This is a genomic window from uncultured Sphingomonas sp. (assembly GCF_946477935.1).
GTDB lineage: Bacteria > Pseudomonadota > Alphaproteobacteria > Sphingomonadales > Sphingomonadaceae > Sphingomonas.
The window spans coordinates 1-23188 of record NZ_CAMLAC010000037.1 but is presented as its reverse complement, the minus strand read 5'-3'; the positions used below and the strand labels follow the sequence as shown (position 1 = coordinate 23188).

General features: G+C 66.9%; 26 protein-coding genes. 10 read left to right on the top strand and 16 right to left on the bottom strand.

Annotation, left to right across the window (positions count from 1 at the left end; genetic code table 11):
- Window positions 1-186 precede the first annotated feature (186 nt).
- Window positions 187-1941, top strand: coding sequence for a fatty acyl-AMP ligase (locus tag Q0U08_RS06250; protein WP_298090412.1), 1755 nt, complete (start codon window positions 187-189; stop codon window positions 1939-1941).
- Window positions 1942-1981: 40 nt separating this feature from the next.
- On the opposite strand, the gene Q0U08_RS06245 is transcribed toward Q0U08_RS06250, so the two are convergent.
- The 7 genes from Q0U08_RS06245 to Q0U08_RS06215 all read right to left on the bottom strand — a co-directional run bounded on the left by Q0U08_RS06245 (window position 1982) and on the right by Q0U08_RS06215 (window position 7953).
- Window positions 1982-2329: a DUF3140 domain-containing protein gene (locus tag Q0U08_RS06245; RefSeq protein ID WP_298090411.1), complete on the bottom strand. Its 348-nt coding sequence runs from the start codon at window positions 2327-2329 to the stop codon at window positions 1982-1984.
- 40 nt (window positions 2330-2369) lie between these two features.
- Entirely contained in the window at window positions 2370-2801 is a 432-nt protein-coding gene (locus Q0U08_RS06240; RefSeq protein ID WP_298090410.1) for an MAPEG family protein, read from the bottom strand.
- The gene (locus Q0U08_RS06235; RefSeq protein WP_298090409.1) at window positions 2798-4048 is read right to left on the bottom strand and encodes an amidohydrolase family protein; all 1251 of its coding nucleotides are present in this window, start codon (window positions 4046-4048) and stop codon (window positions 2798-2800) included. Before Q0U08_RS06235 ends, Q0U08_RS06240 begins: the two co-directional genes overlap by 4 nt.
- A gap of 140 nt (window positions 4049-4188) precedes the next feature.
- Window positions 4189-5601: a dihydrolipoyl dehydrogenase gene (gene lpdA, locus Q0U08_RS06230; protein WP_298090408.1), complete on the bottom strand. Its 1413-nt coding sequence runs from the start codon at window positions 5599-5601 to the stop codon at window positions 4189-4191.
- A gap of 363 nt (window positions 5602-5964) precedes the next feature.
- Window positions 5965-6372, bottom strand: a complete 408-nt coding sequence (locus Q0U08_RS06225; RefSeq protein ID WP_298090407.1) for an acyl-CoA thioesterase — start codon at window positions 6370-6372, stop codon at window positions 5965-5967.
- Complete coding sequence (locus Q0U08_RS06220) at window positions 6369-6569, bottom strand: hypothetical protein (protein ID WP_298090406.1); 201 nt, start codon at window positions 6567-6569, stop codon at window positions 6369-6371. Before Q0U08_RS06220 ends, Q0U08_RS06225 begins: the two co-directional genes overlap by 4 nt.
- Window positions 6570-6582: 13 nt before the next feature.
- On the bottom strand, window positions 6583-7953 hold the full coding sequence (locus Q0U08_RS06215) for a pyruvate dehydrogenase complex dihydrolipoamide acetyltransferase (RefSeq protein ID WP_298090405.1): 1371 nt from the start codon (window positions 7951-7953) through the stop codon (window positions 6583-6585).
- Window positions 7954-8084: 131 nt separating this feature from the next.
- Here Q0U08_RS06215 and Q0U08_RS06210 point away from each other — a divergent pair, with 131 nt between their 5' ends.
- Entirely contained in the window at window positions 8085-8540 is a 456-nt protein-coding gene (locus Q0U08_RS06210; protein WP_298090404.1) for a universal stress protein, read from the top strand.
- Between the two features lie 52 nt (window positions 8541-8592).
- Window positions 8593-9873 carry a M20/M25/M40 family metallo-hydrolase gene (locus Q0U08_RS06205; protein WP_298090403.1) on the top strand — a complete coding sequence of 427 codons (1281 nt, stop codon included), beginning with the start codon at window positions 8593-8595 and terminating at the stop codon, window positions 9871-9873.
- Window positions 9874-9915: 42 nt separating this feature from the next.
- Here Q0U08_RS06205 and Q0U08_RS06200 read toward each other — a convergent pair whose 3' ends face one another.
- Together Q0U08_RS06200 and Q0U08_RS06195 are read right to left on the bottom strand one after the other, a co-directional pair.
- Complete coding sequence (locus tag Q0U08_RS06200; RefSeq protein WP_298090402.1) at window positions 9916-10983, bottom strand: RcnB family protein; 1068 nt, start codon at window positions 10981-10983, stop codon at window positions 9916-9918.
- Window positions 10984-11105: 122 nt separating this feature from the next.
- The gene (locus tag Q0U08_RS06195; RefSeq protein WP_298090401.1) at window positions 11106-11588 is read right to left on the bottom strand and encodes a GAF domain-containing protein; all 483 of its coding nucleotides are present in this window, start codon (window positions 11586-11588) and stop codon (window positions 11106-11108) included.
- Between the two features lie 151 nt (window positions 11589-11739).
- Between Q0U08_RS06195 and Q0U08_RS06190 the strand changes: the two genes are divergently transcribed.
- The gene (locus tag Q0U08_RS06190; protein ID WP_298090400.1) at window positions 11740-11904 is read left to right on the top strand and encodes a hypothetical protein; all 165 of its coding nucleotides are present in this window, start codon (window positions 11740-11742) and stop codon (window positions 11902-11904) included.
- A 5-nt stretch (window positions 11905-11909) separates the two neighbouring features.
- Here Q0U08_RS06190 and arfB read toward each other — a convergent pair whose 3' ends face one another.
- Together arfB and Q0U08_RS06180 are read right to left on the bottom strand one after the other, a co-directional pair.
- Complete coding sequence (arfB, locus tag Q0U08_RS06185; RefSeq protein ID WP_298090399.1) at window positions 11910-12335, bottom strand: alternative ribosome rescue aminoacyl-tRNA hydrolase ArfB; 426 nt, start codon at window positions 12333-12335, stop codon at window positions 11910-11912.
- Between the two features lie 7 nt (window positions 12336-12342).
- Window positions 12343-12984, bottom strand: coding sequence for an RluA family pseudouridine synthase (locus tag Q0U08_RS06180; RefSeq protein ID WP_298090398.1), 642 nt, complete (start codon window positions 12982-12984; stop codon window positions 12343-12345).
- A gap of 51 nt (window positions 12985-13035) precedes the next feature.
- Here Q0U08_RS06180 and Q0U08_RS06175 point away from each other — a divergent pair, with 51 nt between their 5' ends.
- Window positions 13036-13806 (top strand): M15 family metallopeptidase, encoded by a 771-nt coding sequence (locus Q0U08_RS06175; protein ID WP_298090397.1) that lies wholly within the window; start codon window positions 13036-13038, stop codon window positions 13804-13806.
- 47 nt (window positions 13807-13853) lie between these two features.
- On the opposite strand, the gene wrbA is transcribed toward Q0U08_RS06175, so the two are convergent.
- Complete coding sequence (gene wrbA, locus Q0U08_RS06170; RefSeq protein ID WP_298090396.1) at window positions 13854-14456, bottom strand: NAD(P)H:quinone oxidoreductase; 603 nt, start codon at window positions 14454-14456, stop codon at window positions 13854-13856.
- 33 nt (window positions 14457-14489) lie between these two features.
- Complete coding sequence (locus Q0U08_RS06165; protein WP_298090395.1) at window positions 14490-15209, bottom strand: pirin family protein; 720 nt, start codon at window positions 15207-15209, stop codon at window positions 14490-14492.
- A gap of 121 nt (window positions 15210-15330) precedes the next feature.
- Here Q0U08_RS06165 and Q0U08_RS06160 point away from each other — a divergent pair, with 121 nt between their 5' ends.
- The 3 genes from Q0U08_RS06160 to ctrA all read left to right on the top strand — a co-directional run bounded on the left by Q0U08_RS06160 (window position 15331) and on the right by ctrA (window position 18156).
- Window positions 15331-16236: a LysR family transcriptional regulator gene (locus Q0U08_RS06160; RefSeq protein WP_298090394.1), complete on the top strand. Its 906-nt coding sequence runs from the start codon at window positions 15331-15333 to the stop codon at window positions 16234-16236.
- Window positions 16233-17336, top strand: a complete 1104-nt coding sequence (locus tag Q0U08_RS06155) for an AI-2E family transporter (protein ID WP_298090393.1) — start codon at window positions 16233-16235, stop codon at window positions 17334-17336. The genes Q0U08_RS06160 and Q0U08_RS06155 overlap by 4 nt, the downstream gene beginning before the upstream one ends.
- Before the next feature lie 109 nt (window positions 17337-17445).
- Window positions 17446-18156, top strand: coding sequence for a response regulator transcription factor CtrA (gene ctrA, locus Q0U08_RS06150; protein ID WP_112383408.1), 711 nt, complete (start codon window positions 17446-17448; stop codon window positions 18154-18156).
- A gap of 128 nt (window positions 18157-18284) precedes the next feature.
- On the opposite strand, the gene Q0U08_RS06145 is transcribed toward ctrA, so the two are convergent.
- From Q0U08_RS06145 to Q0U08_RS06135, 3 genes are read right to left on the bottom strand one after another with little or no spacing between them, the layout of a single operon-like run.
- Window positions 18285-19925, bottom strand: coding sequence for an amidohydrolase (locus Q0U08_RS06145; RefSeq protein ID WP_298090413.1), 1641 nt, complete (start codon window positions 19923-19925; stop codon window positions 18285-18287).
- 8 nt (window positions 19926-19933) lie between these two features.
- Entirely contained in the window at window positions 19934-20800 is an 867-nt protein-coding gene (locus Q0U08_RS06140) for an NAD(P)-dependent oxidoreductase (protein ID WP_298090392.1), read from the bottom strand.
- A gap of 46 nt (window positions 20801-20846) precedes the next feature.
- Entirely contained in the window at window positions 20847-21170 is a 324-nt protein-coding gene (locus Q0U08_RS06135; RefSeq protein ID WP_298090391.1) for a hypothetical protein, read from the bottom strand.
- A 58-nt stretch (window positions 21171-21228) separates the two neighbouring features.
- Here Q0U08_RS06135 and Q0U08_RS06130 point away from each other — a divergent pair, with 58 nt between their 5' ends.
- Both Q0U08_RS06130 and Q0U08_RS06125 read left to right on the top strand, forming a co-directional pair.
- Window positions 21229-22470, top strand: a complete 1242-nt coding sequence (locus tag Q0U08_RS06130; protein WP_298090390.1) for a threonine ammonia-lyase — start codon at window positions 21229-21231, stop codon at window positions 22468-22470.
- Window positions 22471-22558: 88 nt separating this feature from the next.
- On the top strand, window positions 22559-23188 hold a 630-nt coding region (locus Q0U08_RS06125), incomplete at its 3' end, for an arginyltransferase (RefSeq protein WP_298090389.1).

The window sequence follows — 23188 nt, the reverse complement described above, 5'->3', positions numbered from 1 at the left end:
GCTCCACATAACGCAGCGCCAGCCGCTCCAACGCAGCATCATCCAGGGGCTTCGGCAGGCGGCGCTCGGCAGACACGCCTTGTTTGTGCCACAGTGACGCAGGAATGAGAACGTGCAAAGCCGCCACAGGAGCGGTCGCACAGACCTGCAATCAGGCGGGCGCAGCAAGGAACGAAGGCAAGGGACATGAGCAACCAGCACCATCAGGACGACGCCGGCGCGCCCGTCGCGACGCCGACCGAGGATGCGCTGCCGCGCCGTTTCGCCGACTTCGAAACGCTGGGCGAGGCACTGGATTACGCCGCCACGGGTAACCGCGGCCTTAATTTTCATGACGCGCGCGGTACGCTGCTGCGTCCTTATTCCTTTGCCCAGCTTCGCCAGGACGCGCTGGACTATGCCCGCCGGTTGATCGCTGCCGGGATCAAGCCGGAGGACCGGATCGCGCTGGTCGCGGAAACGGGCGCCGAGTTCGCCGCGCTGTTCTTCGGCGTCGTCTATGCCGGTGCATGGCCGGTGCCGCTGCCCCTGCCGACTTCGTTCGGCGGCCGCGGCTCCTATATCGAACAGCTCCGCGTGCAGCTTTCCTCCTGCGATCCGCGCATGCTGATCTACCCGCCCGAGCTGGCACCGATGGCCGGCGAAGCCGCCGCGCTCGCCGGGGTAGAGGGGATCGACTGGTCCGAATTCACCATCCGTCCCGCGCCCGATGCGCCGCTGCCCAGCGCGGATGCGGAGGCGATCGCCTATCTTCAATATTCCAGCGGCTCGACCCGCTTCCCGCACGGCGTGGCGATCACCCACCGCGCGCTGCTCAACAACCTGGCGGCTCACGCGCACGGCATGGCGCTGATCGGCACCGATCGCTGCATCTCGTGGCTGCCCTGGTATCACGACATGGGGCTGGTCGGCTGTTTCCTGTCGCCGGTCGCCAACCAGGTGTCGACCGATTATCTGAAGACCGAGGATTTCGCCCGCCGCCCGCTCGCCTGGCTGGACCTCATCACCCGCAACACCGGCACCTCGATCAGCTATTCGCCGACCTTCGGCTACGACATCTGCGCGCGCCGCATGTCCAGCCAGACCAAGGCCGCGGACCGGTTCGACCTGTCGCGCTGGCGCCTGGCCGGCAACGGCGCGGACATGATCCGGCCGGACGTGATGCAGAGCTTCGTCGACGCCTTTGCCGATGCCGGCTTCCCGGCGACCGCCTTCCTGCCCTCCTACGGCCTGGCGGAAGCGACGCTGGCCGTCTCGATCATGCCGCCGGGCGAGGGCATCCGCGTCGAACTGGTCGAGGAGACCCAGCTTTCCGGCGCCGCCAATGACGAGCGCCGGCCGCAGCGCTTCCGCGCCATCGTCAATTGCGGCAAGCCCGTCCGGGACATGGCGGTCGAGATCCGCGAGGAAGACGGCACGCCGCTTCCCGAAGGCGCGATCGGCAAGGTCTGGTGCTCGGGGCCGTCGGTGATGGTCGGCTATTTCCGCGATCCGGAGGCGACCGCCGCCTGCATGGTCGATGGCTGGCTCGACACCGGCGACATGGGCTATATGTCGGACGGCTACATCTACATCGTCGGCCGTGCCAAGGACATGATCATCGTCAACGGCCGCAACCACTGGCCGCAGGACATCGAATGGGCGGTGGAGCAGCTTCCCGGCTTCAAGGCCGGCGATATCGCCGCCTTCGCGATCACCACGCCGGGCGGGGAGGAAACTCCCGCCGTCCTCGTCCAGTGCCGCAGTTCCGACGAGGCCGAGCGCCTGCGACTGCGCGAGGAAATCCGCGAGCGCGTCCGCGCAGTCACCGGCATGAACTGCGTGATCGAGCTGATCCCGCCGCGCACCCTGCCCCGCACGTCCTCGGGCAAGCTCAGCCGCGCCAAGGCCCGCAACCTCTATCTCGCCGGCGAGATCAAGCCCTACGACGTCGCCGCCTGATCCTTTTTCCCTCCCCCTCGGGGGAGGGAAACCTCACGGCCTATGTCTTTGACGGGTCGTGCCCCCAGTTCATCAGCGAATAGCGCCACGGCGAATGTTCCTTGTCGTCCGCCGGGCCGCCCTGTTTCAGATGGCGGTGTACATAGCCGACGACCTTCTTCATGTGGGCATAATCGTCGTCGGTCAGGTCCGCCTTCTTCTTGCGCTTGATCTCCACGATCCGCTTGCCCGACTTGTGGCCGACGCTCTCACCCGCGCCGTCGCCATCCTCGCCTTTCCAGCCGACCTCCTTCGACTCGTCGGTATCGAGGAATTTCTCCAGCTCCGACGGCGTCATGTTCACCGCCTCGCCAAAGTCCTTCCAGATCGTCTCGTGATCGTCGGCCATCATCAAACTCCTTTGACGCTGGCAAACGCCGGCACGGCGATCAGGGTTGCGACAGCAGCAGGTCGATCGCGAAGCCGATCCACATTGCCAGCAGCACCGCCATCGACATCAGGAACAGGCGAAAGCGCCGGACGGTCGCCCCGGTGACATGCGCATGGCTGTGCAGCGCGCGCAGCACCACATAGATCCACCCGAGCAGCACCTGCGCGATCCCGCCATGGCCGGTGAACAGCAGCAGCGGCACCAGCGCATAGAACAGCACCGGCATCTCGAACAGGTTACGCACATTGTCCGCGGGCAGCGCGACCGCCGAGAAGTATCGTGCCGCCGCCTCGCCGCTGGCGAAATCCTCGCGCCGCGGCGGATGCGCCTTCATGTGACGCAGTCTTGCGCTCAGCAGCACGAACGCCATGACGAAGGTCAGCGCGACCAATCCGATCGCCGGGCCCAGCATGGTCAGCAGCATCCTCATTTCGCGCGCACGCCCCCCTTGATCACCGCCACCGGCCGTTCCAGCACCCGCACGTCGGCCAGCGGATCACCCTTCACTGCGACCAGATCTCCCCAGCGGCCCACCGCGATCGCGCCGACATCGTCCCGCGCCAGCGCCGCTGCGGCGTTGGTGGTCGCCGCCCGGATCGCCTCGATCGGGGTCATGCCCCATTCCACCATCTTGGTGAATTGCAGTGCATTCTGCCCGGCCGGGAAGACCGCGCCATTGTCGGTGCCGAAGATCATCTTCACGCCTGCGCGGTGCGCATCGCGAAACGTCTCGCGCTGCTTGCGCCCGATCGCACGCTCTTTCGCCAGGCTTTCCTCATGCACGCCGTTCTTGGCGCCCTCCGCCAGAATATAGTCGTCGTCATAGATATCCATCGAGAACCAGGCGCCCTTGTCCCTGGCCAGTCGAAAGGACTCCGCATCGGCCAGGCTGGCATGCTCGATCGTGTCGATCCCGGCACGCAGTGCGTCGTTGATGCCTGCGGTGCCGTGCGCGTGCGCGGCGACCTTCATGCCCAGCATGTGCGCCTCGTCCGCCACCGCCTTCATCTCGTCCAGGCTCATCTGCTGCGCGCCCGGCGCATCGCGCTTGGACAGCACACCGCCCGTCGCGCAGATCTTGATCGCCTCCGCGCCATATTTGCGCATCGTGCGCACCAGCCGGCGATAAGCATCGGGGCCATCCGCCACCGCCGGGTTGGGCACGTCCTGAAAGCTCGGCGGCAGGCTCTCCGTCCCGTCGCAATGCCCGCCCGTCGCCCCCAGCGCATAACCCGACGGCACGATCCGCGGCCCCGGCACATAACCGCGCTCGATCGCCTGCTTCAGCCCGACATCATTGTAATTCTCGGCACCGACATTGCGCACCGTGGTGAAGCCCGCCTCCAGCATCGACTTGGCATTGGCCACGCCCACCGCGGCCCAAAAACTGTCGGTATATTCGAGCCGGCGATAGCCGCTGATCCGCGCATCGGCATCCAGATGGACATGCATGTCGATCAGTCCGGGCAGGATCGTCACGTCACCCAGGTCGATACGCCTGGCGTCCGCCGGCGCCGCGCCGCCGATCGCGGTGATCCGCCCGTCGGTGATCGTGATGACGGGGCGCTGCGTGATGCGCCCGCCCTCCACGTCCAGCATCCGCGCCCCGGTGACCACCACGGTTTCCGCCGCCGCCGGCGTGGCAAGGAACAGCGCGGCAAGGATCGCTAATCGCATCAGAACTCCGGTGAGGAAGGAAGAGAACAAAGCTGTCCGGCAAGGATTGCAGAAAGGACGCGCGCGGAACAGCAGCGCACACACAAAAAAGGGGCGGGAAGCATGACACTTCCCACCCCCGTTCCTGCAATCCGACAGGCTCAGATGTGAATGGCGCGCCCATAGGCGGATAGCACCGATTCGTGCATCGATTCGGAGATGGTGGGGTGCGCGAACACCGTCTCCATCAGCTCGGCCTCGGTCGTCTCCAACTGGCGGGCGACGACATAGCCCTGGATCATCTCGGTCACTTCCGCGCCCACCATGTGTGCGCCGAGCAACTCGCCCGTCTTGGCGTCGAACACCGTCTTCACGAAGCCTTCCGCCTCGCCCAGTGCGATCGCCTTGCCGTTGCCGATGAAGGGGAACTTGCCAACCTTCACGCTGTAGCCGGCTTCCTTGGCCTTGGCTTCGGTCAGGCCGACGCTAGCGACCTGTGGCCGCGAATAGGTGCAGCCCGGGATGTTGCCCTTGTCCATCGCATGCGGATGCACGTCCTTGTTGCCCAGCGCCTGCGCGATCGCCTCGGCGGCGATGACGCCCTCATGGCTCGCCTTGTGCGCCAGCCAGGGCGCGCCGGTGACGTCACCGATCGCCCAGATGCCGTCGACATTGGTGCGGCCATAGCCATCGGTGTCGATATGGCCGCGCTCCGTCTTCACGCCGAGCGACTCCAGACCGATATTCTCGGTGTTGGGGACGATGCCGATCGCAACGATCGCATGGCTGAACTCGGTCGTCTCGACCTTGCCGTCGGCGGTCTTGATCGACGCCTTCACACCCGATCCGGTCGCCTCCAGCTTTTCCAGCCCGGCCTTGATCTTCAGCGTCATGCCGAACTTGGTGAGCTGCTTGGCCATGAACTCGCTGACCTCGGCATCCTCGACCGGCAGGATGCGGTCCATCATCTCCACGACGGTGACGTCCGCGCCCATGTCGTTGTAGAAGCTCGCGAACTCGATGCCGATCGCACCCGATCCGATGACCAGCAGCTTGGTCGGCATCTCCTCGGGCACCATCGCGTGGCGATAAGTCCAGACGCGCTTGCCATCCGCCTTGGCGAACGGCAGGTCACGGGCACGCGCGCCGGTGGCGACGATGATGTGCTTGGCCTCAAGCTCGACGGTCTTGTCGCCCTGCTTGACGGAAAGCTTGCCCTTCCCCGTCAGCGTGCCGACGCCCTCATGCACCGTCACCTTGTTCTTCTTCATCAGGCCCTTGACGCCGGCATTGAGCTGGCCTGCGACCTTGCGGCTGCGGTCCACCACCTTGCCCAGGTCGAAGGACGGCTTCTCCGCCGACAGCCCGTACTGCGCGGCGTGCGTCATGTAATGATAGACCTCGGCCGAGCGCAGCAGCGCCTTGGTCGGAATGCAGCCCCAGTTGAGGCAGATACCGCCCAGCCGCTCGCGCTCCACGATCGCGACCTTCAGCCCGAGCTGTGCGCCCCGGATCGCCGCAACATAGCCACCCGGACCGGAGCCGAGGACGATGAGGTCATAATTGTCAGCCATAATCGGCTCCAACCTTTCTCTATCGATTCTGAATGCGTACCGCCCACGCCATTCCTAGCGCACCAAGTACAAATGTTAATGAAGTTACTAATGATCGAATCACAGACCAAGGACGATCTGTAATCTCACGATATATTTGAAGGGCCTGCAATTTTTGGGCAGGCGTCAACGATCCATCCCTAATAAGTGCCGTGATGTCACCTAATTGGGAGTTATCCACGGATGCCGATCGAATCCAAGTGGCCGCGACAGCCCCAAGAATGGCACCGGCGATAGGCACAATAATCTTGTATATTATTGTATCGCGGCGTCCTTCTACGGCCATATTAGCGCCCTTACCTCCAGCATGGATTTGATGCGTACTTACAAAATATTTTCATCCATCGGCGGCACGCGCCGCGGCTGGCGATCCTCGCCCATCGCGACGAAGACGAAGCGCGCCTGCGTCACCATGAAGGCTTCTTCCTTGTGCCGGCTGCGGCGCCATGCCTCGACATCGATCGTCATCGAGGTGGAGCCCGTCGCCACCAGCGTGGCATAGACCGACACCTCGTCGCCGACGATCACCGGGCGGTGGAACTTCATCCCCTCCGCCGCGACCGTGACGGCGCGGCCGCCCGAATGGCGCGACGCGACCGAGCCCGCGGCCAGATCCATCTGGCCCATCAGCCAGCCGCCGAAGATATCACCATAAGGATTGGCATCGGCGGGCATCGCGGTGACGCGGATGGTCGGCGCGCCTTCCGGCAGCACGCCCGGAAGACTGCTCATGCCCGTACCCCGCGATCGATCGCGCGGGCGCGGCGCAGCGGGCCGACACCCATCGCGATCGTCGCCACCATCGCCGCCGCGCCGCACCACCAGATCACCTCGCGACCCAGCGGATAGGCCCAGGCGGCGGCCCAGGTCATGGCAAGCGCCACGACCAGCCCGGCGACGATGTAGAACAGCTCGATCGCGGTACGCATCGGCATGCCGTCGTCAGGCGAGCATGCCGAGCGGGTTCTCGACCAGCTCCTTGAACACCTTCATCAACTCCGCGCCGTCCGCGCCGTCGATCGCGCGGTGGTCGAAGCTGCCGGTGGCCGACATCACGCTCGCCACGCCCAGCTCGCCATCGACGATGTACGGACGCTTCTCGCCCGCACCGATCGCCAGGATCATGCCCTGCGGCGGGTTGATGACCGCCTCGAACTGCTTGATGCCGAACATGCCCATGTTCGAGATCGACGCGGTGCCGCCCTGGAATTCCTCGGGCTTCAGCTTGTTGTCGCGCGCACGGCCGGCCAGATCCTTCATCTTGGTCGAAATGGACGACAGCGAGCGCGTATCCGCCTCCGTCACGATCGGGGTGATCAGCCCTGCGGGCGTCGACACCGCGACCGAGATGTCGGCGCGTTGGAAGGTGATGAGCTGGTCCGGCGTGAACATCACGTTGCACTTCGGCACCGCCATCAGCGACACGCCCAGCGCCTTGATCAGCATGTCGTTGACCGACAGCTTCACGCCGCGCGACTCCAGGCTGGCGTTCAGGTCGCCGCGCAGCTTCAGCAGCTTGTCCAGGCGGATATCCACCGTCAGGTAGATGTGCGGCACCTGCTGCTTCGATTCGGTCAGGCGGCGCGCGATCGTCTTGCGCATGTTGGACAGCTTGGTCGCCTCATGCGGAATATCCGGGATCTGCGCAGCCTTGGGTGCCGCGGCAGGTGCCTCGGCCGCGGGAGCGGCGGCAGGTGCCGATGCGGCGGGCGCGCTCTTGGTCTGCGCGCCGGGCTTGGCGCCCTCGACGTCCGCCTTCACGATCCGCCCGTTCGGACCCGTGCCGGCGATCGCCGACAGCTCCAGCCCCTTGTCGGCTGCGATGCGGCGCGCCAGCGGGCTGGCCTTCACCCGGTCACCCGAGGACGAGCCACCGCCCTGCGCCGGCTTGGCGGCACCCGCATCGGCGGGGCGGCCATGATCCTCGGCGTCTTGCCTAGTGCGGTCGGCCGGCTTGGCTTCGCTGCCGGTCTTGTTGGGATCGCTGGGGTCGGGGCGGCCCTTGAACTCGGGGTCGGTCGGCTCGGGCGTTTCCGCCTTTTTCGGCGCCTCAACCGACGATGCGTCCTCGCCTTCCTCGGCCAGAATGGCGATCACCGCGCCGACCTTCACATTGTCGGTGCCCTCGGCCACCAGAATCTTGGCGATCGTACCTTCATCGACCGCCTCGAACTCCATGGTCGCCTTGTCGGTCTCGATCTCGGCCATGATGTCGCCCGACTTCACCGTGTCGCCTTCCTTGACGAGCCATTTGGCCAGCGTGCCTTCCTCCATCGTCGGGGACAAAGCAGGCATCTTGATCTCGATCGACATGGAGGTCCTCTCGGGGAAAACGAATTCCGTAGCGGCCCCGTCTCTCGCGCCCCAAGCCGTCAGGGTCAAGTCACGGCCTTGCGCGAAAACGGTGGAGGCGCCATCCACAGGGGGAACTCAAGGGGAACGGCATGCGCATCTATCTGGTCGTCGTGGACGATACGCCCGAGGCGGAGATCGCGCTGCGCTTCGCGGCACGCCGTGCGGTGAAGACGAATGGCGGGGTCGAAATCCTCACCTTGCTCCCTCCGCAGGAGTTCATCGCGTTCGGCGGCGTCCAGGCCACGATCGAGGAGGAGGCCCGTCACCATGCCGAGGCGTTGGTGCAGGGCGCGGCGGGCACGCTGTTCGAGGAATCGGGCCTGCGCCCCTCGATCACCGTACGCGAGGGGGAAGGCCCCAGGATCATCCGGGAGATGATCGCCGGCAATCCCGAGATCGCCGCGCTGGTGCTGGGTGCGGCGGCCAGCGGCGCACCGGGCGCGCTGGTCACGCATTTTTCCGGCACCGATGCGGGCGCGCTTCCCGTGCCGGTGATGATCATCCCCGGCTCGCTCAGCCTGGAGGCGATCGATCGGTTGAGCTGATCGCCTGAGCGAGATTGTTGCCACGTCTCTCGCACCTTGGCACGGTCGGTCCATGATCGCAGCCTTGCTCCTCGCCGCCGCAACGCCGGCCGCCGCCCCCGCGCCTTCCATACCCCGGCTGAAAGCCAACGTCGCCGCCCTTGTCGGCTTCGGCACGCGCCACACCTTGTCGACCACCACCGATCCCAAGCGCGGCATCGGCGCCGCCCGCGACTGGGCGGCGGCGCAGTTCGAGGAGATCGGTGCGACCTGCGGCGGCTGCATCACGGTCGAACGGATCAACCGCTCCTTCACCGGGCCACGCGCGCCGAACGGCGTGATGGTGGAGGATGTGCTGGGCATCCAGCGCGGCCGTGATCCCAATCGCGTCGTGATCGTCGGCGCGCATATCGACAGCCGCGTCACCGACGTGATGAACTTCACCGACGATGCGCCCGGCGCCAACGACGACGCATCGGGCGTCGCGCTGGTGCTGGAGGCCGCGCGCCTGCTGGCGGGCAAGCAGTTCGATGCGACGATCGTCTATGCGGTCTTCTCCGGCGAGGAACAGGGCCTGTGGGGCGCGACCCTGCTCGCCGACACGGCAAAGACGCGCGGCTGGCAGGTCTCGGCGATGCTCAACAACGACATTGTCGGCAACACCATGGGCCAGGGCGGCAAGCGCGAGGCGCGCTGGGTGCGCGTCTTCTCCGAAGGCATCCGCTCGTCCGAGGATCTGGCCCAGCAACAGCGCCGCCGGTCGGAGGGTGGCGAGGATGACGGACCCAGCCGCGCACTGGCCAAGGCGATCGACGGAATCGCCGACGATCTCGGCCCACGCGGCGTCGACGTGTTTCTCGATCGCCGCCCCGACCGCTTCGGGCGCGGCGGCGACCACGAACCGTTCCTGAAGCTCGGCTACCCCGCGATCCGCTTCTCGGTGGCGAACGAGGATTGGGACGCGCAGCACCAGGATCTGCGTACCGAGTCCGGCACCGTGTTCGGCGACACGATCGACAAGATGGACTTTCCCTATCTGGCCAAGGTCACCGCGGTGAACGTCGCCACGCTGCAACGCCTGGCCGCTGCGCCCGCCGCCCCCGCCAACGCCTCGATCGCGGGAGCCCTGTCGCGCGACACGACGGTGAAATGGGCAGCCGTGCCCGGCGCGGTGCGCTACCGCGTCCATTGGCGCCGCAACGACACGCAAAGTTGGAGCCAGTCGCGCGAAGTGAGCGAAACCGAAACCTTGCTGGCACAGGTGCCGGTCGACGATCACTTTGTCGGCGTGTCCGCGATCGGCGCCGATGGCGCGGAAAGCCTGGTCACCTTCGCAGGTCGCGAAGGCCGCTGACGCCTCACGCCCGTCCCCGACCTGGGGGACGGGCATGAACGCCTAACGGCGCAGCAGCTTGGTCTTGCGCCGAACCACGGTACGCGGCGTGTAGCGGACCCGGTCTTCATACACCTCGGTCGTGGTGGTGGTGACCACCGGCGCACTCTGCACCACCACCGTGGTGGTGGTCGTGCCCGGATAATAATAGCCGCCCGCCGGATAACCGCCCGCGGTGGTCGTCGTCACCGTGGTGCGCCCGTCGGGCGACACCCAAGGTGCGCCCCCCTGCACCGTCGTCACCGCCGGGGCGACCGGGGGCGGAGGCGGCGGTGCATAGCCGTCGTCATAATAGGGGTCATAGTCGGATCCGTAATCATCACCGTAATCGGGTGCGACCGGATAGTCGTAGCCGGGTTCCGCCCGGCGTCCCCGGCTGCGCGATCGATCGATGGCATAGCCGCCCGCGGCGCCGACACCGGCGCCGATCAGCGTCCCGCCCAGGCGATTGCCGCGCCCCGCAATGACGTTGCCGGCGACGCCGCCTGCCACTGCGCCGATGGCGGCCCCGGTCAGGCCGTCGCCGCCGCGGCGATCACCGCGCCATGCGTCGTCGCGGCGAGCCGGCGCCCGCTCGGCATAGCGACGGTCGTCGCGCACGAACTCGTCACGGCGACGCGCACCCGTCCAGTCGATATCGCCCACCGTGTCATACACCGTGCCACGATCGTCGATCAGCACCGCATCGTCATAATAGCGCGCCCAGCGACGCCCCCGGGCGGGCTCGCCCAGACCATAGCTGTTCCAGTCGCTCACCGTAAAGCGTGGCGATACCCAGTAAGGCGGCAGCGCGACGCCGCGCACCGGGCGGCGATACGCGTTCCAGCCACCCGGCGCATTCGCCCCGCCCCACCAGCGACCATCCACCATGCTGCCCCAGCGTGCGGCCGAAGGCTGTGCGGCGGGCAGCGGTGCCGGGCGATGGCTGGCGGTCGGCCGATTTGCAGGCGGCAGGGGCGCCGGCACGTTCGCACCCGGCGGCGGATAGCTCGCGCCCGGTGCCCGCTGGGCCTGCGCCCCGCCACTGATCGCCGTGATGATACCCGCGCTCGCGAGCAGCAGCGTCCGCATGGTCGCCTGTCTCCCTGTTGTCAGCCCCGCCAACGCGGCAGCCGGTTTACAGGTTGCTTACCATGACCCCGCGCAGCGCGAGAAGCGCCCGCCGCCGTCCCGATTTGGGCCGCGCGAGACGGTTAGCCGAGCCGCGGCGCGAGCAACGCCATCAGCGCCTCGCACCCCTGCTGGTCCTCGGCATCGAAGCGGTCGGGCGACGGACTGTCCAGGTCCAGCACGCCCAGCACCCGGCCATCCACAACGATCGGCACCACCAGTTCCGACCGGCTCGCCGCATCGCATGCGATATGTCCCGGAAAGGCATGGACGTCGGCGACGCGCTGCGTCTCGCCGCTGGCCGCCGCCGCGCCGCACACGCCCTTGTTCAGCGGAATGCGGATGCACGCCGCCTTCCCCTGGAACGGCCCCAGCACCAGTTCGCCCTCCACCATCCGGTAGAATCCGGACCAGTTCAGGTCGGGCAGATATTGCCAGATCAGCGCGGCCGCGTTCGCCATGTTGGCGGTCGCATCGCGCTCCCCCGTGGTCAGCGCATCGAGCGCGGCGTGCAGGTCGCGGTAAAGCTCCGCCTTGGAGCCGGCGGCGATATCGAACTGGTACATGCACCGCCATGTAGGCCGGCCCCGACACGATGCAAACCGCTTCGCCACCCGAACACGCCGTGCGCTTGCAACAAAGCGGGAAGCTCAGGGATTTTTCCGGATGCACCTGGCTTGCATCTTGGTACACCGGGGATCGATGGGAGAGTTTGCAATGCCAGATCCGGTCGAGCCGCCGCCACGGCCTGCACCCTTGGCGACGCCGGACGGCTTTCGCCCCGCTTCATGGTATGACCGCGATCAGGCGCCGTTCCGTGCCGGGATCATGGTCCGGCGTGATCGCCCGCCATGCCTGCTGGAAGAGTTGCCGCCCGCCTGAGCGGCTCAGTCGAGCCGCGGCTTGCCGCGCCCGGCCTTGATCGTGCTGCGCCCCTTCTTGGCATCCACCCGGCGGGTCTGCGAGGCGCGGGTCGGCCGCGTCGGACGGCGCTTCTTCTGCACGAAGGTCGCATCGCGGATCAGCGCCAGCAACCGCTCGCGCACCTCCTCGCGGTTCATGTGCTGCGACCGGCTCGACTCGCCGCGCAGCACCAGCACCCCCTCGCGCGTCAGCCGCGACCCCGCCAGTTCGATCAGCCGCCGCTTCACCATCTCCGGCAGACTGGGCGAATTCACCACATCGAAGCGCAGCACCACCGCCGAGTCGGTGGTGTTCACATGCTGCCCGCCGGCGCCACCCGAACGCGTCGCCGTTTCGATCAGCTCGTCGCTGTCGATGGAGATGGAGCGGGTGACGGGAATGGCGACCATCGGACGACTATGCGGCAAAGATCCCGAAGCGTTCGGGCACCGGCGCGCTCGCCACGATCGGATCCTTTGTCCCGCGATCGATCTTCAGGTCCGCGGCGTGGAGGAGCATGCCCGCTGCATCTGCCCGCCCATACACCGGATCGCCGACCACCGCGACGCCCAGGCCGGCGGCGGCATGGACACGGATCTGGTGCGTGCGCCCCGTCTCCGGCCGGAACTCGACCAGCGTGCGCCCGCCCTCCTGCCGGATCGCGCGCCAGCCCGAGCGTGCCGCCTTGCCGTTGGCATCCGCCACCATGCGCCACCCGGCCTCGCGCGTGGAGACCTTGGCAAGCGCAAGGTCGATCACGCCCTCCCCCTCTACCAGCCCGTCCAGCACCGCCAGATAGCGCTTCTCTACCAGCCCGCCCTCGAACGCCTGCTGGAAGCGCGCATGCGCCTTGGGATTGCGCGACAGCAGCAGGCAGCCGCTGGTGTCGCGGTCCAGCCGGTGTACCGGCTGCGGCCAGCGCTGGAAGCCGAAGCGGAGCGAGTCCAGATGGTTTTCCAGACTGATGGCGCCATCGCGCGGGGGATCGACGGGCAGCCCGGCGGGCTTGTCGATCACCAGCGCTTCGCCGTCGATAAAGAGTACGCGGTCACCATGCATGATGGGGCTCCCTTGCCACCGAGTGCGCGCACATGCCAGAGCCTGTGGATCATGATGCTCCGCCCGTCGCCTGTTCTGCTCCCCGTCCTGTCGCTTCTTCTCGCGCCGGGGCTGGCCGCGGCACAGATTTGCGAGGGCACCGGGCTGAAGCCGTCCGCCGATGGCCGCGTGCTGGGCCATTTCCCGTACGGCGACGTATTGCGCGACGAGCTGGTGGAGGCGCCGGAAGGCTTCGCCCTTGGTCAGCGCTGCATGATCCGGCGCGACATGCTGCCCGATCTCCAGCGGCTGATCGCCGCCGCGGCAGGCGATCCCGCGGTCACGGGCTCGCTGCGCGGCCTGTCCTGCCACCGCGCGATCATTCGGCAGAGCAACGTCTTCTGCCGCGAACAGCCGGGCGACGCATCGTTGCGTGCAATCTCGGTCGCACCGCCCGGGCATAGCGAACACACGACCGGCTATGCGATCGACTTCGCCGTCCGCCCCTCACCGAACTGCCCCGATGCGGAGGCATGCATGGCGGCGACCCCGGCCTTTCGCTGGCTGATGGCGAACGGCCCGAAATACGGATTCGAATTGAGCTTTCCCGCCGGCAACAAGCAGCAGGTGAAATGGGAACCCTGGCATTGGCGCTGGGTCGGCGCCACTGCGACCGCACCGGGGGCGGCCCGCGCCCGCTTCATCTTTGCAAAGGCCCGCGCCGCATTCCCGGCCAATCCGGCGGTACCCGATCCGGTCAAGGTCACCGTATCCAGCCAGCCGCCGGTTCCAACGGTGGCGCCTGCGCGCGAGCCTAAAAAGGACAAACGCAGGCGCAGGTAGCGACGCAGCATGCGCCCTCTCCCCGGCGGGGAGAGGGCGTAACACGATCACCCCCGCAGCTTTGCCGCCGTCTCGGCAATACGCTTGCCCTGGTAACGCGCACCGTCCAGTTCGACCTGGCTCGGCTGGCGGCTACCATCGCCGTCCGCGATCGTGCTGGCGCCGTAGGGCGTGCCGCCCATCACCTCGCTGACGCCGTTCAGGCCGGAAAAGCCGTAATCCAGCCCGACGATCGTCATGCCATGATGCAGCAGGTTGGTCAGGATCGAGAACAACGTCGTTTCCTGCCCGCCATGCTGGCTGGCGGTGGAGGTGAACGCGCCGCCGACCTTGCCGACCAGGCCGCCCTTCATCCAAACGCCGCCCGTCGTGTCCCAGAAGGCTGCCATCTGGCTGGGCATCCGGCCATAACGGGTCGGCGCGCCGACGATCACCGCATCATAGTTGGTCAGCGCATCCGGCCCCTCGATCTCGGGGTGCGCGGCATCGGTCTTGAAATGGGCGGCGGCGACCACCTCGGCCGGCGCGGTTTCCTTCACGCGGCGAATATCCACCTCGGCCCCGCCGGCACGCGCGCCCTCGGCAATGGCGTCCGCCATCTGCTCGATATGGCCGTAGGACGAATAATAGAGAACGAGTACCTTGGTCATGATCGGCTTCCTTCGTGGAGGGAATGAAAGGGATTATGCGGCATCGACGAGGACGATCTCGGCATCCTCGACCGCAGTGATGGTCACGCTCTGGCCGCCGCTCAGCGCAGCACCGTCACGGGCGGAGAACGCGACACCGTCGATGGTGATCCGCCCGGTTGCGGGCACCAGATAGGCATGACGCCCCTCGCCCACCGTATGTTCGACGCTTTCGCCGGCCTTCAGCGTCGCACCCAGCACGCGGGCATCCGCCCGGATCGGCAGCGCATCGCCATCATCGGCAAAGCCGCTCGCCAGCGTCACGAACCGCCCGGAACGCTCGCCCTTGGGGAAGGGCTTGGCGCCCCAGCTCGGCTGGCCGCCGCGACGGCGCGGCTCGATCCAGATCTGGAAGATCCGCGTCGTTTCGCCTTCCAGATTATATTCGGCGTGGCGCACGCCGGTGCCGGCGCTCATCACCTGCACGTCGCCCGCCGCGGTACGCCCGCTGTTGCCGAGCGAGTCCTGATGCGTGATCGCACCGGAGCGGACATAGGTGATGATCTCCATGTCGGCATGCGGATGCGGCGGGAAACCGGCATTCGCGGCGATCTCGTCGTCGTTCCACACCCGGATCGCGCCCCAACCCATCCGGGCGGGATCATAGTAGTTGGCGAAGGAGAAATGATGCCGTGCGTTCAGCCAGCCATGATCGGCATGGCCCAGCGTGTCGAAGGGGCGGCGATCGATGGTGGTCCGTGTGTCGGTGGTCATGATGTCATGCTCCCGTTGGTTGCAGCCAAGATAAGCACCGCATCGATCGCGTAAACGGAAACGCTGGAAACCAATCGTTTCGCGTATTAACTTGGGCGCGCGATCAACAAGGGTTAACGTCATGCGCCTGCCGGATCTGGAAGCCTGGGCGATCTTCGCGGCGGTCGTCGAACACCGCTCGTTCAGTGCCGCGGCAGAGGCGATCGGGCTTTCCAAGGCCACCGTGTCGAAGGCGATCACCCGGCTGGAGGCGCAACTGGGCCAGTCGCTGTTCCACCGCACCTCGCGCCGGCTTGCGCTGACCGAGGCGGGCAAGCCTTTGTCCGAACACGCCGCGCGCATTCTTGCCGAGGCACGCGCCGCCGAGGAGGCCGCGCATCATGCCGCCAGCGCCCCCACCGGCCGCGTCCGCCTGGCCGCCCCCATGTCATTCGGCGTCGCCAATATCGCGCCGCTACTCGCCGATTTCCTGAAAGCCCATCCGGGGATCGAGATCGAACTCAGCCTGTCCGATTCGCGGATCGATATCGTCGCCGAAGGATTCGATATCGCGCTGCGCATCGCCGACCTGCCCGACAGCAGCCTGCGCGCGCGCCGGCTGTGCAGCATCTCGACGCATATCATCGCCTCGCCCGGCTATCTGGCCGAACATGGCTGCCCCGCGCATCCGGCCGAGCTGGGCGAACACCGGCTGCTTGGCTATTCCAACGTCACCGGGCCGTGGCGCTTCCGCCGCGCCGACGGCGCCGAGGTCGCGGTCCGCGCCGAAGGGCCGCTCAGCGCCAACAGCGGCGACGCATTGGTCCCCGCGCTTCTGGCCGGCATCGGCATCGCGCGCCTGCCGGGCTTCATCATCGGGCCGTATCTGGCCGATGGCCGGGTGGTGGAGATCCTGCCAGACTGGGCGCCGCCGGCGATCGGGCTGCACCTGCTGACGCCGCCCAGCCCCTTGCGCCCGGCTCGCGTCGAGGCGCTGATCGGCTATCTCGCCGATCATGTCCGCGATCCGTGCGGAGTGGGTCGATGAGCCGCCTGACCCCGGACGAGGAGGATGCGCGCTATATTCGCCGCGTCGTCCTCACCATCCTCATCATCGGCATCACCGCGGCGCTCTACCGCGCCGGCGATCTGCTGATCCTGGCTTTCGGGTCCATATTGGGTGCGATCGTCATCCACGCCATCGCCGACCTGTACCGCGATCATTTGCCAGTCGGGCCGAAGCGCTCGCTCAGCATGGCGATCATCACCGTGCTGGCGGTGATCGGCTTCCTTGGCTGGCTGTTCGGCGTCGCATTTCGTCAACAACTCAACACGCTCGTCACGCAACTTCCCTCGCTGCTCGGCGATCTGGAGGCATGGGCGGGGCAGTCGCCGGTTGGTGCCAAGGTCGTCGATGCGGTGCAGGCCGCCTATGCCGGCAGCCGTGTCGCGCAGGATGTCGGCGGCATCGCGACGGGCGCGGGCGAGTTCATCCTCAACTGCCTGCTCCTCCTTGTCGGCGCCTTGTTCTTCGCCGCCGATCCCAAGGTCTATGAGCGCGGCTTCCTGTTCCTCATTCCCCGGCCCAAGCGCCGCGCGGTGGAGGATGCGCTGTTCGATACCGCCTCCACCCTGCGCCTGTGGCTGCGCGCGCAGTTGATCCAGATGACCACGATGGGCGTGCTGGTCGGTCTTGGCTTGTGGATCGCTGGCGTGCCGTCTGCCGCCGCGCTCGGCCTGCTGACGGGCCTCAGCGAGTTCGTCCCCTATGTCGGCCCGATCGCCGCGATGCTGCCCGCTTTGGGTCTTGCCGCCACCACCCACGGCGACAGTGCGATCATCGGTACGCTGGTCACCTTCGGCGTCGTGCGCATCATCCAGACCAACGCCATCACCCCCTTCGTCACCAGCCGCGTCGTTGCGATCCCGCCCGCGGTTACCCTGTTCGCCATCATTGCGGTCGGCGTAATCTTCGGATTGTTCGGGCTTTTCTTCTCCGCGGCACTGCTGGTGGTCATCTTCACCCTGGTGCGCAGCCTGTACCTTCGTGAGGTGTTGGGCGAGGATATTCCGCGCGCCGAGCACAATACATTGCTCGGCCCCGGTGCCTGGCTGCGCCGCGACGACAAAGATAACAAACCCACTTAGGCATCAATTAACCTTTGGCGTTCACTGATGGCGTGGTTAATGAATCAAAGGGTCGACCGCCGGGTTCGGTGGATTTCCGACGTGGAATAGACCGACAGGGGAATGCCTGATGCGCGTACTGCTGATCGAGGACGAGCCGACGACCGCCAAGGCGATCGAGCTCATGCTCTCCACCGAAGGCTTCAACGTCTATACGACGGATCTTGGCGAAGAGGGCTTGGACCTCGGCAAGCTCTATGATTACGACATCATCCTGCTCGACCTGAACCTGCCCGACATGCATGGCTATGACGTGCTGAAGCGGCTGCGCGTCGCGCGGGTCTCGACCCCGGTGCTGATCCTGTCCGGCGTCAACGAGATGGATTCCAAGGTGCGCAGCTTCGGCTTCGGTGCCGACGATTACGTTACCAAGCCGTTCCACCGCGAGGAACTGATCGCGCGCATCCACGCCGTCGTCCGCCGGTCCAAGGGCCATAGCCAGTCGGTCATCCGCACCGGCAAGCTGGCGGTCAACCTGGACGCCAAGACGGTCGAGGTCGATAGCGCCCGCGTCCACCTGACCGGCAAGGAATATGCCATGCTGGAGCTGCTCTCGCTCCGCAAGGGCACGACCTTGACCAAGGAAATGTTCCTCAACCACCTCTATGGCGGCATGGACGAGCCCGAGCTGAAGATCATCGACGTCTTCATCTGCAAGCTGCGCAAAAAGCTGAGCCTCGCCTGCGACGGCGAGAACTATATCGAAACCGTCTGGGGCCGCGGCTACGTCCTGCGCGAACCGGACGAGGTCGGCCAGCCGGTAGAGGCGGCCGTCGCCTGAACGTAATCCCCTCTCCCCTCCGGGGAGAGGGAGGGTGAGGGGCTGCCAAGCAGCGTCACTCTGCTGGTCTACTCCTCACCCTTCCCGCTGCCTCACGGCAGCGGGCCAGTGTTGGGTGAACAGCGCCCCTACTTCCGCTCCCAAACCTTCTCCCCGCCGATCCAGGTCTCCTGCACCTTGGTCGCGCGGAGTTCGCTCGGCCCCACCTCCAGCGGATCGCGGTCGACGATGATGAAGTCCGCCCGCTGCCCGGCACCAAGCCGCCCGAACTTGTCCTCGGCAAAGCCCGCATAGGCCGCGTCCGCCGTGAACGCCCGCCACGCCTGCTCCCGCGTGATCCGCTCCTGCGGCTGCCATCCGCCGAATGGCTGCCCATCCGCCCCCATGCGGGTGAACGCCGCCGCCCAGCCCGCGAACGGATCGGGGCTCTCCACCGGATAGTCGGACCCGAAGGCCAGCCGAGACCCGTTCTTCAGCATCGAATTCCACGCATAGGCGCCCGCCAGCCGGTTCGGCCCCAGCCGGACCTCCGCCATCCGCCAGTCGCTGGTCTGATGCACCGGATGCATCGACGCGATCACGCCATGCTTGCCGAAGCGCGGCAGGTCGACCGGATCGACGATCTGCGCATGTTCGATCCGCCAGCGCCGATCGCCCTTGAAGGTGTCGGCCAGTTCGTCGATCGCATCCAGCACCTGCGCATTGGCGCGGTCGCCGATCGCGTGCACCGCGACCTGATATCCGTCCATCGACGCGCGCACCATTAGGTTGCGGATCACGTCGTCCGACATGAAGCCCAATCCGCTCTGGTCCGGCGCATCGGCATAGGGCGCCTTCAGCCAGGCGCCGCGCGATCCCAGCGCGCCGTCACCGTACAGCTTCACGCCCACCAGCCGCAGCCGGTCGTTATACAGCCACGGCGTCGGCCCGGTGCCGCCGATCCGCACCGTGTCGTCGATGCCGCCGCCATAGCTCATGATGCGCACGCGCAGGTCGCCCCGGTCGCCCATCCGGCGATAGGTCATCCAGTCGTCCAGCGACGTGCCCATGTCCGCGGTCGCGGTGATGCCGTGGCTCAGCAGCACGCCTTGTGCCTTCACGAACGCGGTGTTGCGCTCCTTGCCCAGCGGTTGCGGAATCACCTTGGTGATCAGGCTCTGCGCCGCATCGACGAACACGCCCGACGGCTGCGCCCCCGTCTTCTCGATCCGCCCACCGGCCGGCGACACGCTCTTCGCCGTCACCCCCGCCGCCTTCATCGCCGCCTCGTTCGCCCAGGCGGCATGCCCATCGACGCGCGACAGGAAGATCGGCCGATCCCCCGCCACGCCCGCCAGGTCGGCCGCCGTCGGGAAGCGCCCCAGCCCCCACGCCTCCTGGTTCCAGCCGCCACCCAATATCCATTTGCGCTCCGGATTGGCCGCTGCATAGGCTGCGATCCGCGCCTTGGCTTCGTCCAGCGAGCGCGCATCGGACAGGTCCAGCTCCAATTGGCGGAAGCCCAGTTCCATGATGTGCCCATGCGCATCAACGAAGCCGGGGATCAGCGTGCGACCCTTCATGTCGGCGCGCCAGTCGAGCTTCTCCGGCCGCTTGTCCTTGGCCGACAACAGCTTCGTCACCTTCCCGTCCAGCGACAGCAGCAGCCCGTTGAAGCGGACGACGCGGCCGTCCTTGTCCAGCGTGATGCCGTTGACATTGTCGACCAGCGCATCGGCCAGCGCAGGGACAGGCGCCAGCGTCGCCAGCAACGCCGCGATCAGACGCATCTTGAATCTCACCGGGGCAGCCTCCGCACGATCGCACTGGTATCCTGGCGGCCGCCGTCCATTCCCTGCACCTCGGCATAGAATTGATCGACCAGCGCGGTCAGCGGCAGCACCGCGCCGATGCGCTTGGCCTCGTCCAGCGCCAGCCCCAGATCCTTGCGCATCCAGTCGATCGCGAAGCCGAAGTCGAAGCGATCGTCGGCCATCGATTCCCAACGGTTCACCATCTGCCAGCTTTGCGCCGCGCCGCCGGAGATCGCCTCCAGCACCTTGGCCGCATCCAGCCCGCTCTTCTGGGCAAAGCGCAGGCTTTCCGCCACGCCCTGGATGACGCCGGCAATCGCGATCTGGTTGCACATCTTGGTCTGCTGGCCCGCACCCGCCTCACCGACATGGACGATCCGCGCGGCATAGGCCTGCATCAACGGCTCGGCGACCGCGAGCGCCTCGGCGGTGCCGCCGCACATGATCGACAGCTTGCCGTTCTCGGCCCCCGCCTGTCCGCCCGATACCGGCGCATCGACCACCATCAGCCCCCTGCCCGCGCCCGCCTCGGCCAGTTCGCGCGCGATCGCGGCGGAAACGGTGGTGTGGTCCACGAACAGCGCGCCCTCGCGCATCGCGCCGAACGTGCCGTCCTCGCCCAGCGTCACCTGCCGCAGATCGTCGTCATTGCCGACGCAGGCGAACACCGCATCGGCACCCCGCGCGGCATCTGCCGGCGTATCCGCCACCGCGCCGCCATACTTGTCCGCCCAGCCGTCCGCCTTGGCGCGGGTCCGGTTGAAGACGGTGACCTCATGTCCGGCGGAGACCAGATGCCCCGCCATCGGGGCGCCCATCACGCCCATGCCGATAAATGCCAGCTTTGCCATGGCCGGTTCTCCTAATCGCCCCGGGCCAAGCTGGGAAGCGCGCGTTTCAGGCGGGCCGCCGGCAATCGTCCGCGCTGACCGTATAGGACTCCTTCATCCCGGCGGTGACGTAGCCGCGCTGGATCACCAGCCCCGACCGGCAACGGAGCCGGAACGTCCCGTCGCCGCGTGGCCGCCCGGCATAATGGCCCGTCGCGAATTCGCGCATCGGCCGCGGCCCGTCGGCATCCTCGATCTCCGCCCCGACCAACAGGTCCCGCGGATCATGCACCACCGCATAGCCCCGGATGCCAAGATCCAGCGCCCCCACCGCCAGCCCGGCCAGGATCACCGCCGCCGCCACTTTCCACGACAGGAACCACTTCGGCATCGCCCCTCCACCGCAACGCTGTTCACCTCCTGCCCTATATCGGCTAGTCCCGCCCCCCATGGCTACGCAACCCGCCGTTCAGGCAGCACCGCCCGTCACGATCGCCGATATCCGGGCCGCGCAGGCGCGCATTGGCGACGCGATCGTGCGAACGCCGACCCTGCTCAGCCGCACGCTGTCCGCATTGACCGGCGCGACGGTCTATCTGAAGTTCGAAAACCTACAGTTTACCGCGGCTTACAAGGAGCGCGGCGCGCTCAACACGCTGCTCCAACTCTCGGATGAAGCGCGTGCCAAGGGCGTCATCGCGGCGTCGGCCGGCAATCATGCGCAAGGGCTCGCCTATCATGCGAATCGTCTGGGCGTACCCGCCACGATCGTCATGCCGCGCACCACGCCGATCGTGAAGATCGTCCAGACCGAGAGCCACGGCGCCACCGTCGTCCTCGAAGGCGACACGTTCGACGCCGCCTACGCCCATGCGCGCGTGCTGGAGGGCGAGCGCGGCTACACCTTCGTCCATCCCTTCGACGATCCCCGCATCATCGCCGGTCAGGGCACCACCGCGCTGGAAATGCTGGAGGACGTGCCGGAAATCGACACCTTCGTCATCCCGATCGGCGGCGGCGGTCTTATCTCGGGCATCGCCACCGTCGCCAAGGCGGCCGATCGCCCGATCGAGGTCGTCGGCGTGCAGGCCGAACTCTACCCCTCGATGTACAACCGCATCCGCGGCACCGACCTGCCGTGCGCGGGCGATACGCTGGCGGAGGGCATTGCGGTCAAGGAACCGGGCGGCATCACCGCACGGGTGATCGCGAACACCGTCGACGACATCGTGCTGGTCGGTGAACGCTGCCTGGAGGAATCGGTCAGCCTGCTGCTCCAGATCGAGAAGACGGTGGTCGAGGGCGCCGGCGCCGCCGGTCTCGCCGCGTTGCTCCAACATCCCGGTCGCTTCCACGGTCGCACCATCGGCATCGTGCTGTGCGGCGGCAATATCGACACGCGGCTGCTCGCCAACGTGCTGCTGCGCGACCTCGCCCGCTCCGGCCGGCTTGCGCGCCTGCGCATCCGGCTTCAGGATCAGCCCGGCGCGCTGTTCAACGTCGCGCGCATTTTCGACCAGGAACGCGTCAACATCATCGAGGTGTATCACCAGCGCGTCTTCACCACCCTGCCCGCCAAGGGCCTCATCACCGACATCGAATGCGAAACCCGCGACCGCGCGCATCTCGACCGGCTGATCGCGGCGCTCCGCACGGCCGGATATGAGACAAGCCAGGTCGAACTCGCCTGATCGTGCCGCTTTCCAAGCCGGCATGCACCACTCATATAGGTTTAACAGCTAGGCTGTTTCGCATGCCAGTTTTGGGGACTCGTCGGCGGTGACCGCGCCTTTCCGTTTTCCGCGCTTCTTTGTCACTTCGCCCGCCCCCTGCCCCTATCTGCCGGGCCGGCAGGAGCGCAAGGTGTTCACCGAGCTTAACGGTGTCCACGCCGGCGAGTTGAACGACGCGCTCGGCCGCATCGGTTTCCGCCGCAGCCAGAGCGTCGCCTACCGCCCGTCATGCAGCGGCTGCGCCGCCTGCGTCTCGGTGCGCATCGTCAGCGGCGAATTCGTGCCCAATGCCAGCCAGCGCAAGCTGCTGAAACGCAACGCCGATCTTCAGGTGACCGCCTGCCGTCCCTGGGCTACCGACGAGCAGTATCAACTGCTGCGCCGCTATCTCTCGCTCCGCCATCCCGGCGGCGGCATGTCGGGCATGGACGAGGACGACTATGCCGACATGGTCGAGCATTCCCCCGTCGACTCGCTGATCGTGGAGTATCGCGAGCCCGCCATCGACGGCAGCCGCGGCCGCCTGGTCGGTGCCTGCCTCACCGACCGGCAGGCGGACGGCCTGTCGATGATCTACAGCTTCTTCGCCGCCGACGATCCCGAGCGCGCAGGAATGGGCAACTTCATCATCATGGATCACATCCTGCGCGCTCGGGATCGTCGGCGGCGAAGAAGC

Excerpts from the sequence above, each read along its gene's own strand:
- Q0U08_RS06240 (WP_298090410.1), bottom strand. The coding sequence starts at position 2,801 with ATGAGGATGCTGCTGACCATGCTGGGCCCGGCGATCGGATTGGTCGCG.
- Q0U08_RS06220 (WP_298090406.1), bottom strand. The coding sequence starts at position 6,569 with ATGCGTACCGCGATCGAGCTGTTCTACATCGTCGCCGGGCTGGTCGTG.
- wrbA (WP_298090396.1), bottom strand. The coding sequence starts at position 14,456 with ATGACCAAGGTACTCGTTCTCTATTATTCGTCCTACGGCCATATCGAG.
- Q0U08_RS06155 (WP_298090393.1), top strand. The coding sequence starts at position 16,233 with ATGAGCCGCCTGACCCCGGACGAGGAGGATGCGCGCTATATTCGCCGC.
- ctrA (WP_112383408.1), top strand. The coding sequence starts at position 17,446 with ATGCGCGTACTGCTGATCGAGGACGAGCCGACGACCGCCAAGGCGATC.
- Q0U08_RS06190 (WP_298090400.1), top strand. The coding sequence starts at position 11,740 with ATGCCAGATCCGGTCGAGCCGCCGCCACGGCCTGCACCCTTGGCGACG.
- Q0U08_RS06210 (WP_298090404.1), top strand. The coding sequence starts at position 8,085 with ATGCGCATCTATCTGGTCGTCGTGGACGATACGCCCGAGGCGGAGATC.
- Q0U08_RS06145 (WP_298090413.1), bottom strand. The coding sequence starts at position 19,925 with ATGCGTCTGATCGCGGCGTTGCTGGCGACGCTGGCGCCTGTCCCTGCG.
- Q0U08_RS06215 (WP_298090405.1), bottom strand. The coding sequence starts at position 7,953 with ATGTCGATCGAGATCAAGATGCCTGCTTTGTCCCCGACGATGGAGGAA.
- Q0U08_RS06135 (WP_298090391.1), bottom strand. The coding sequence starts at position 21,170 with ATGCCGAAGTGGTTCCTGTCGTGGAAAGTGGCGGCGGCGGTGATCCTG.
- Q0U08_RS06175 (WP_298090397.1), top strand. The coding sequence starts at position 13,036 with ATGATGCTCCGCCCGTCGCCTGTTCTGCTCCCCGTCCTGTCGCTTCTT.
- Q0U08_RS06180 (WP_298090398.1), bottom strand. The coding sequence starts at position 12,984 with ATGCATGGTGACCGCGTACTCTTTATCGACGGCGAAGCGCTGGTGATC.
- Q0U08_RS06245 (WP_298090411.1), bottom strand. The coding sequence starts at position 2,329 with ATGGCCGACGATCACGAGACGATCTGGAAGGACTTTGGCGAGGCGGTG.
- Q0U08_RS06235 (WP_298090409.1), bottom strand. The coding sequence starts at position 4,048 with ATGCGATTAGCGATCCTTGCCGCGCTGTTCCTTGCCACGCCGGCGGCG.
- Q0U08_RS06140 (WP_298090392.1), bottom strand. The coding sequence starts at position 20,800 with ATGGCAAAGCTGGCATTTATCGGCATGGGCGTGATGGGCGCCCCGATG.
- arfB (WP_298090399.1), bottom strand. The coding sequence starts at position 12,335 with ATGGTCGCCATTCCCGTCACCCGCTCCATCTCCATCGACAGCGACGAG.
- Q0U08_RS06225 (WP_298090407.1), bottom strand. The coding sequence starts at position 6,372 with ATGAGCAGTCTTCCGGGCGTGCTGCCGGAAGGCGCGCCGACCATCCGC.
- Q0U08_RS06195 (WP_298090401.1), bottom strand. The coding sequence starts at position 11,588 with ATGTACCAGTTCGATATCGCCGCCGGCTCCAAGGCGGAGCTTTACCGC.
- lpdA (WP_298090408.1), bottom strand. The coding sequence starts at position 5,601 with ATGGCTGACAATTATGACCTCATCGTCCTCGGCTCCGGTCCGGGTGGC.
- Q0U08_RS06205 (WP_298090403.1), top strand. The coding sequence starts at position 8,593 with ATGATCGCAGCCTTGCTCCTCGCCGCCGCAACGCCGGCCGCCGCCCCC.
- Q0U08_RS06160 (WP_298090394.1), top strand. The coding sequence starts at position 15,331 with ATGCGCCTGCCGGATCTGGAAGCCTGGGCGATCTTCGCGGCGGTCGTC.
- Q0U08_RS06200 (WP_298090402.1), bottom strand. The coding sequence starts at position 10,983 with ATGCGGACGCTGCTGCTCGCGAGCGCGGGTATCATCACGGCGATCAGT.
- Q0U08_RS06130 (WP_298090390.1), top strand. The coding sequence starts at position 21,229 with ATGGCTACGCAACCCGCCGTTCAGGCAGCACCGCCCGTCACGATCGCC.
- Q0U08_RS06250 (WP_298090412.1), top strand. The coding sequence starts at position 187 with ATGAGCAACCAGCACCATCAGGACGACGCCGGCGCGCCCGTCGCGACG.
- Q0U08_RS06165 (WP_298090395.1), bottom strand. The coding sequence starts at position 15,209 with ATGACCACCGACACACGGACCACCATCGATCGCCGCCCCTTCGACACG.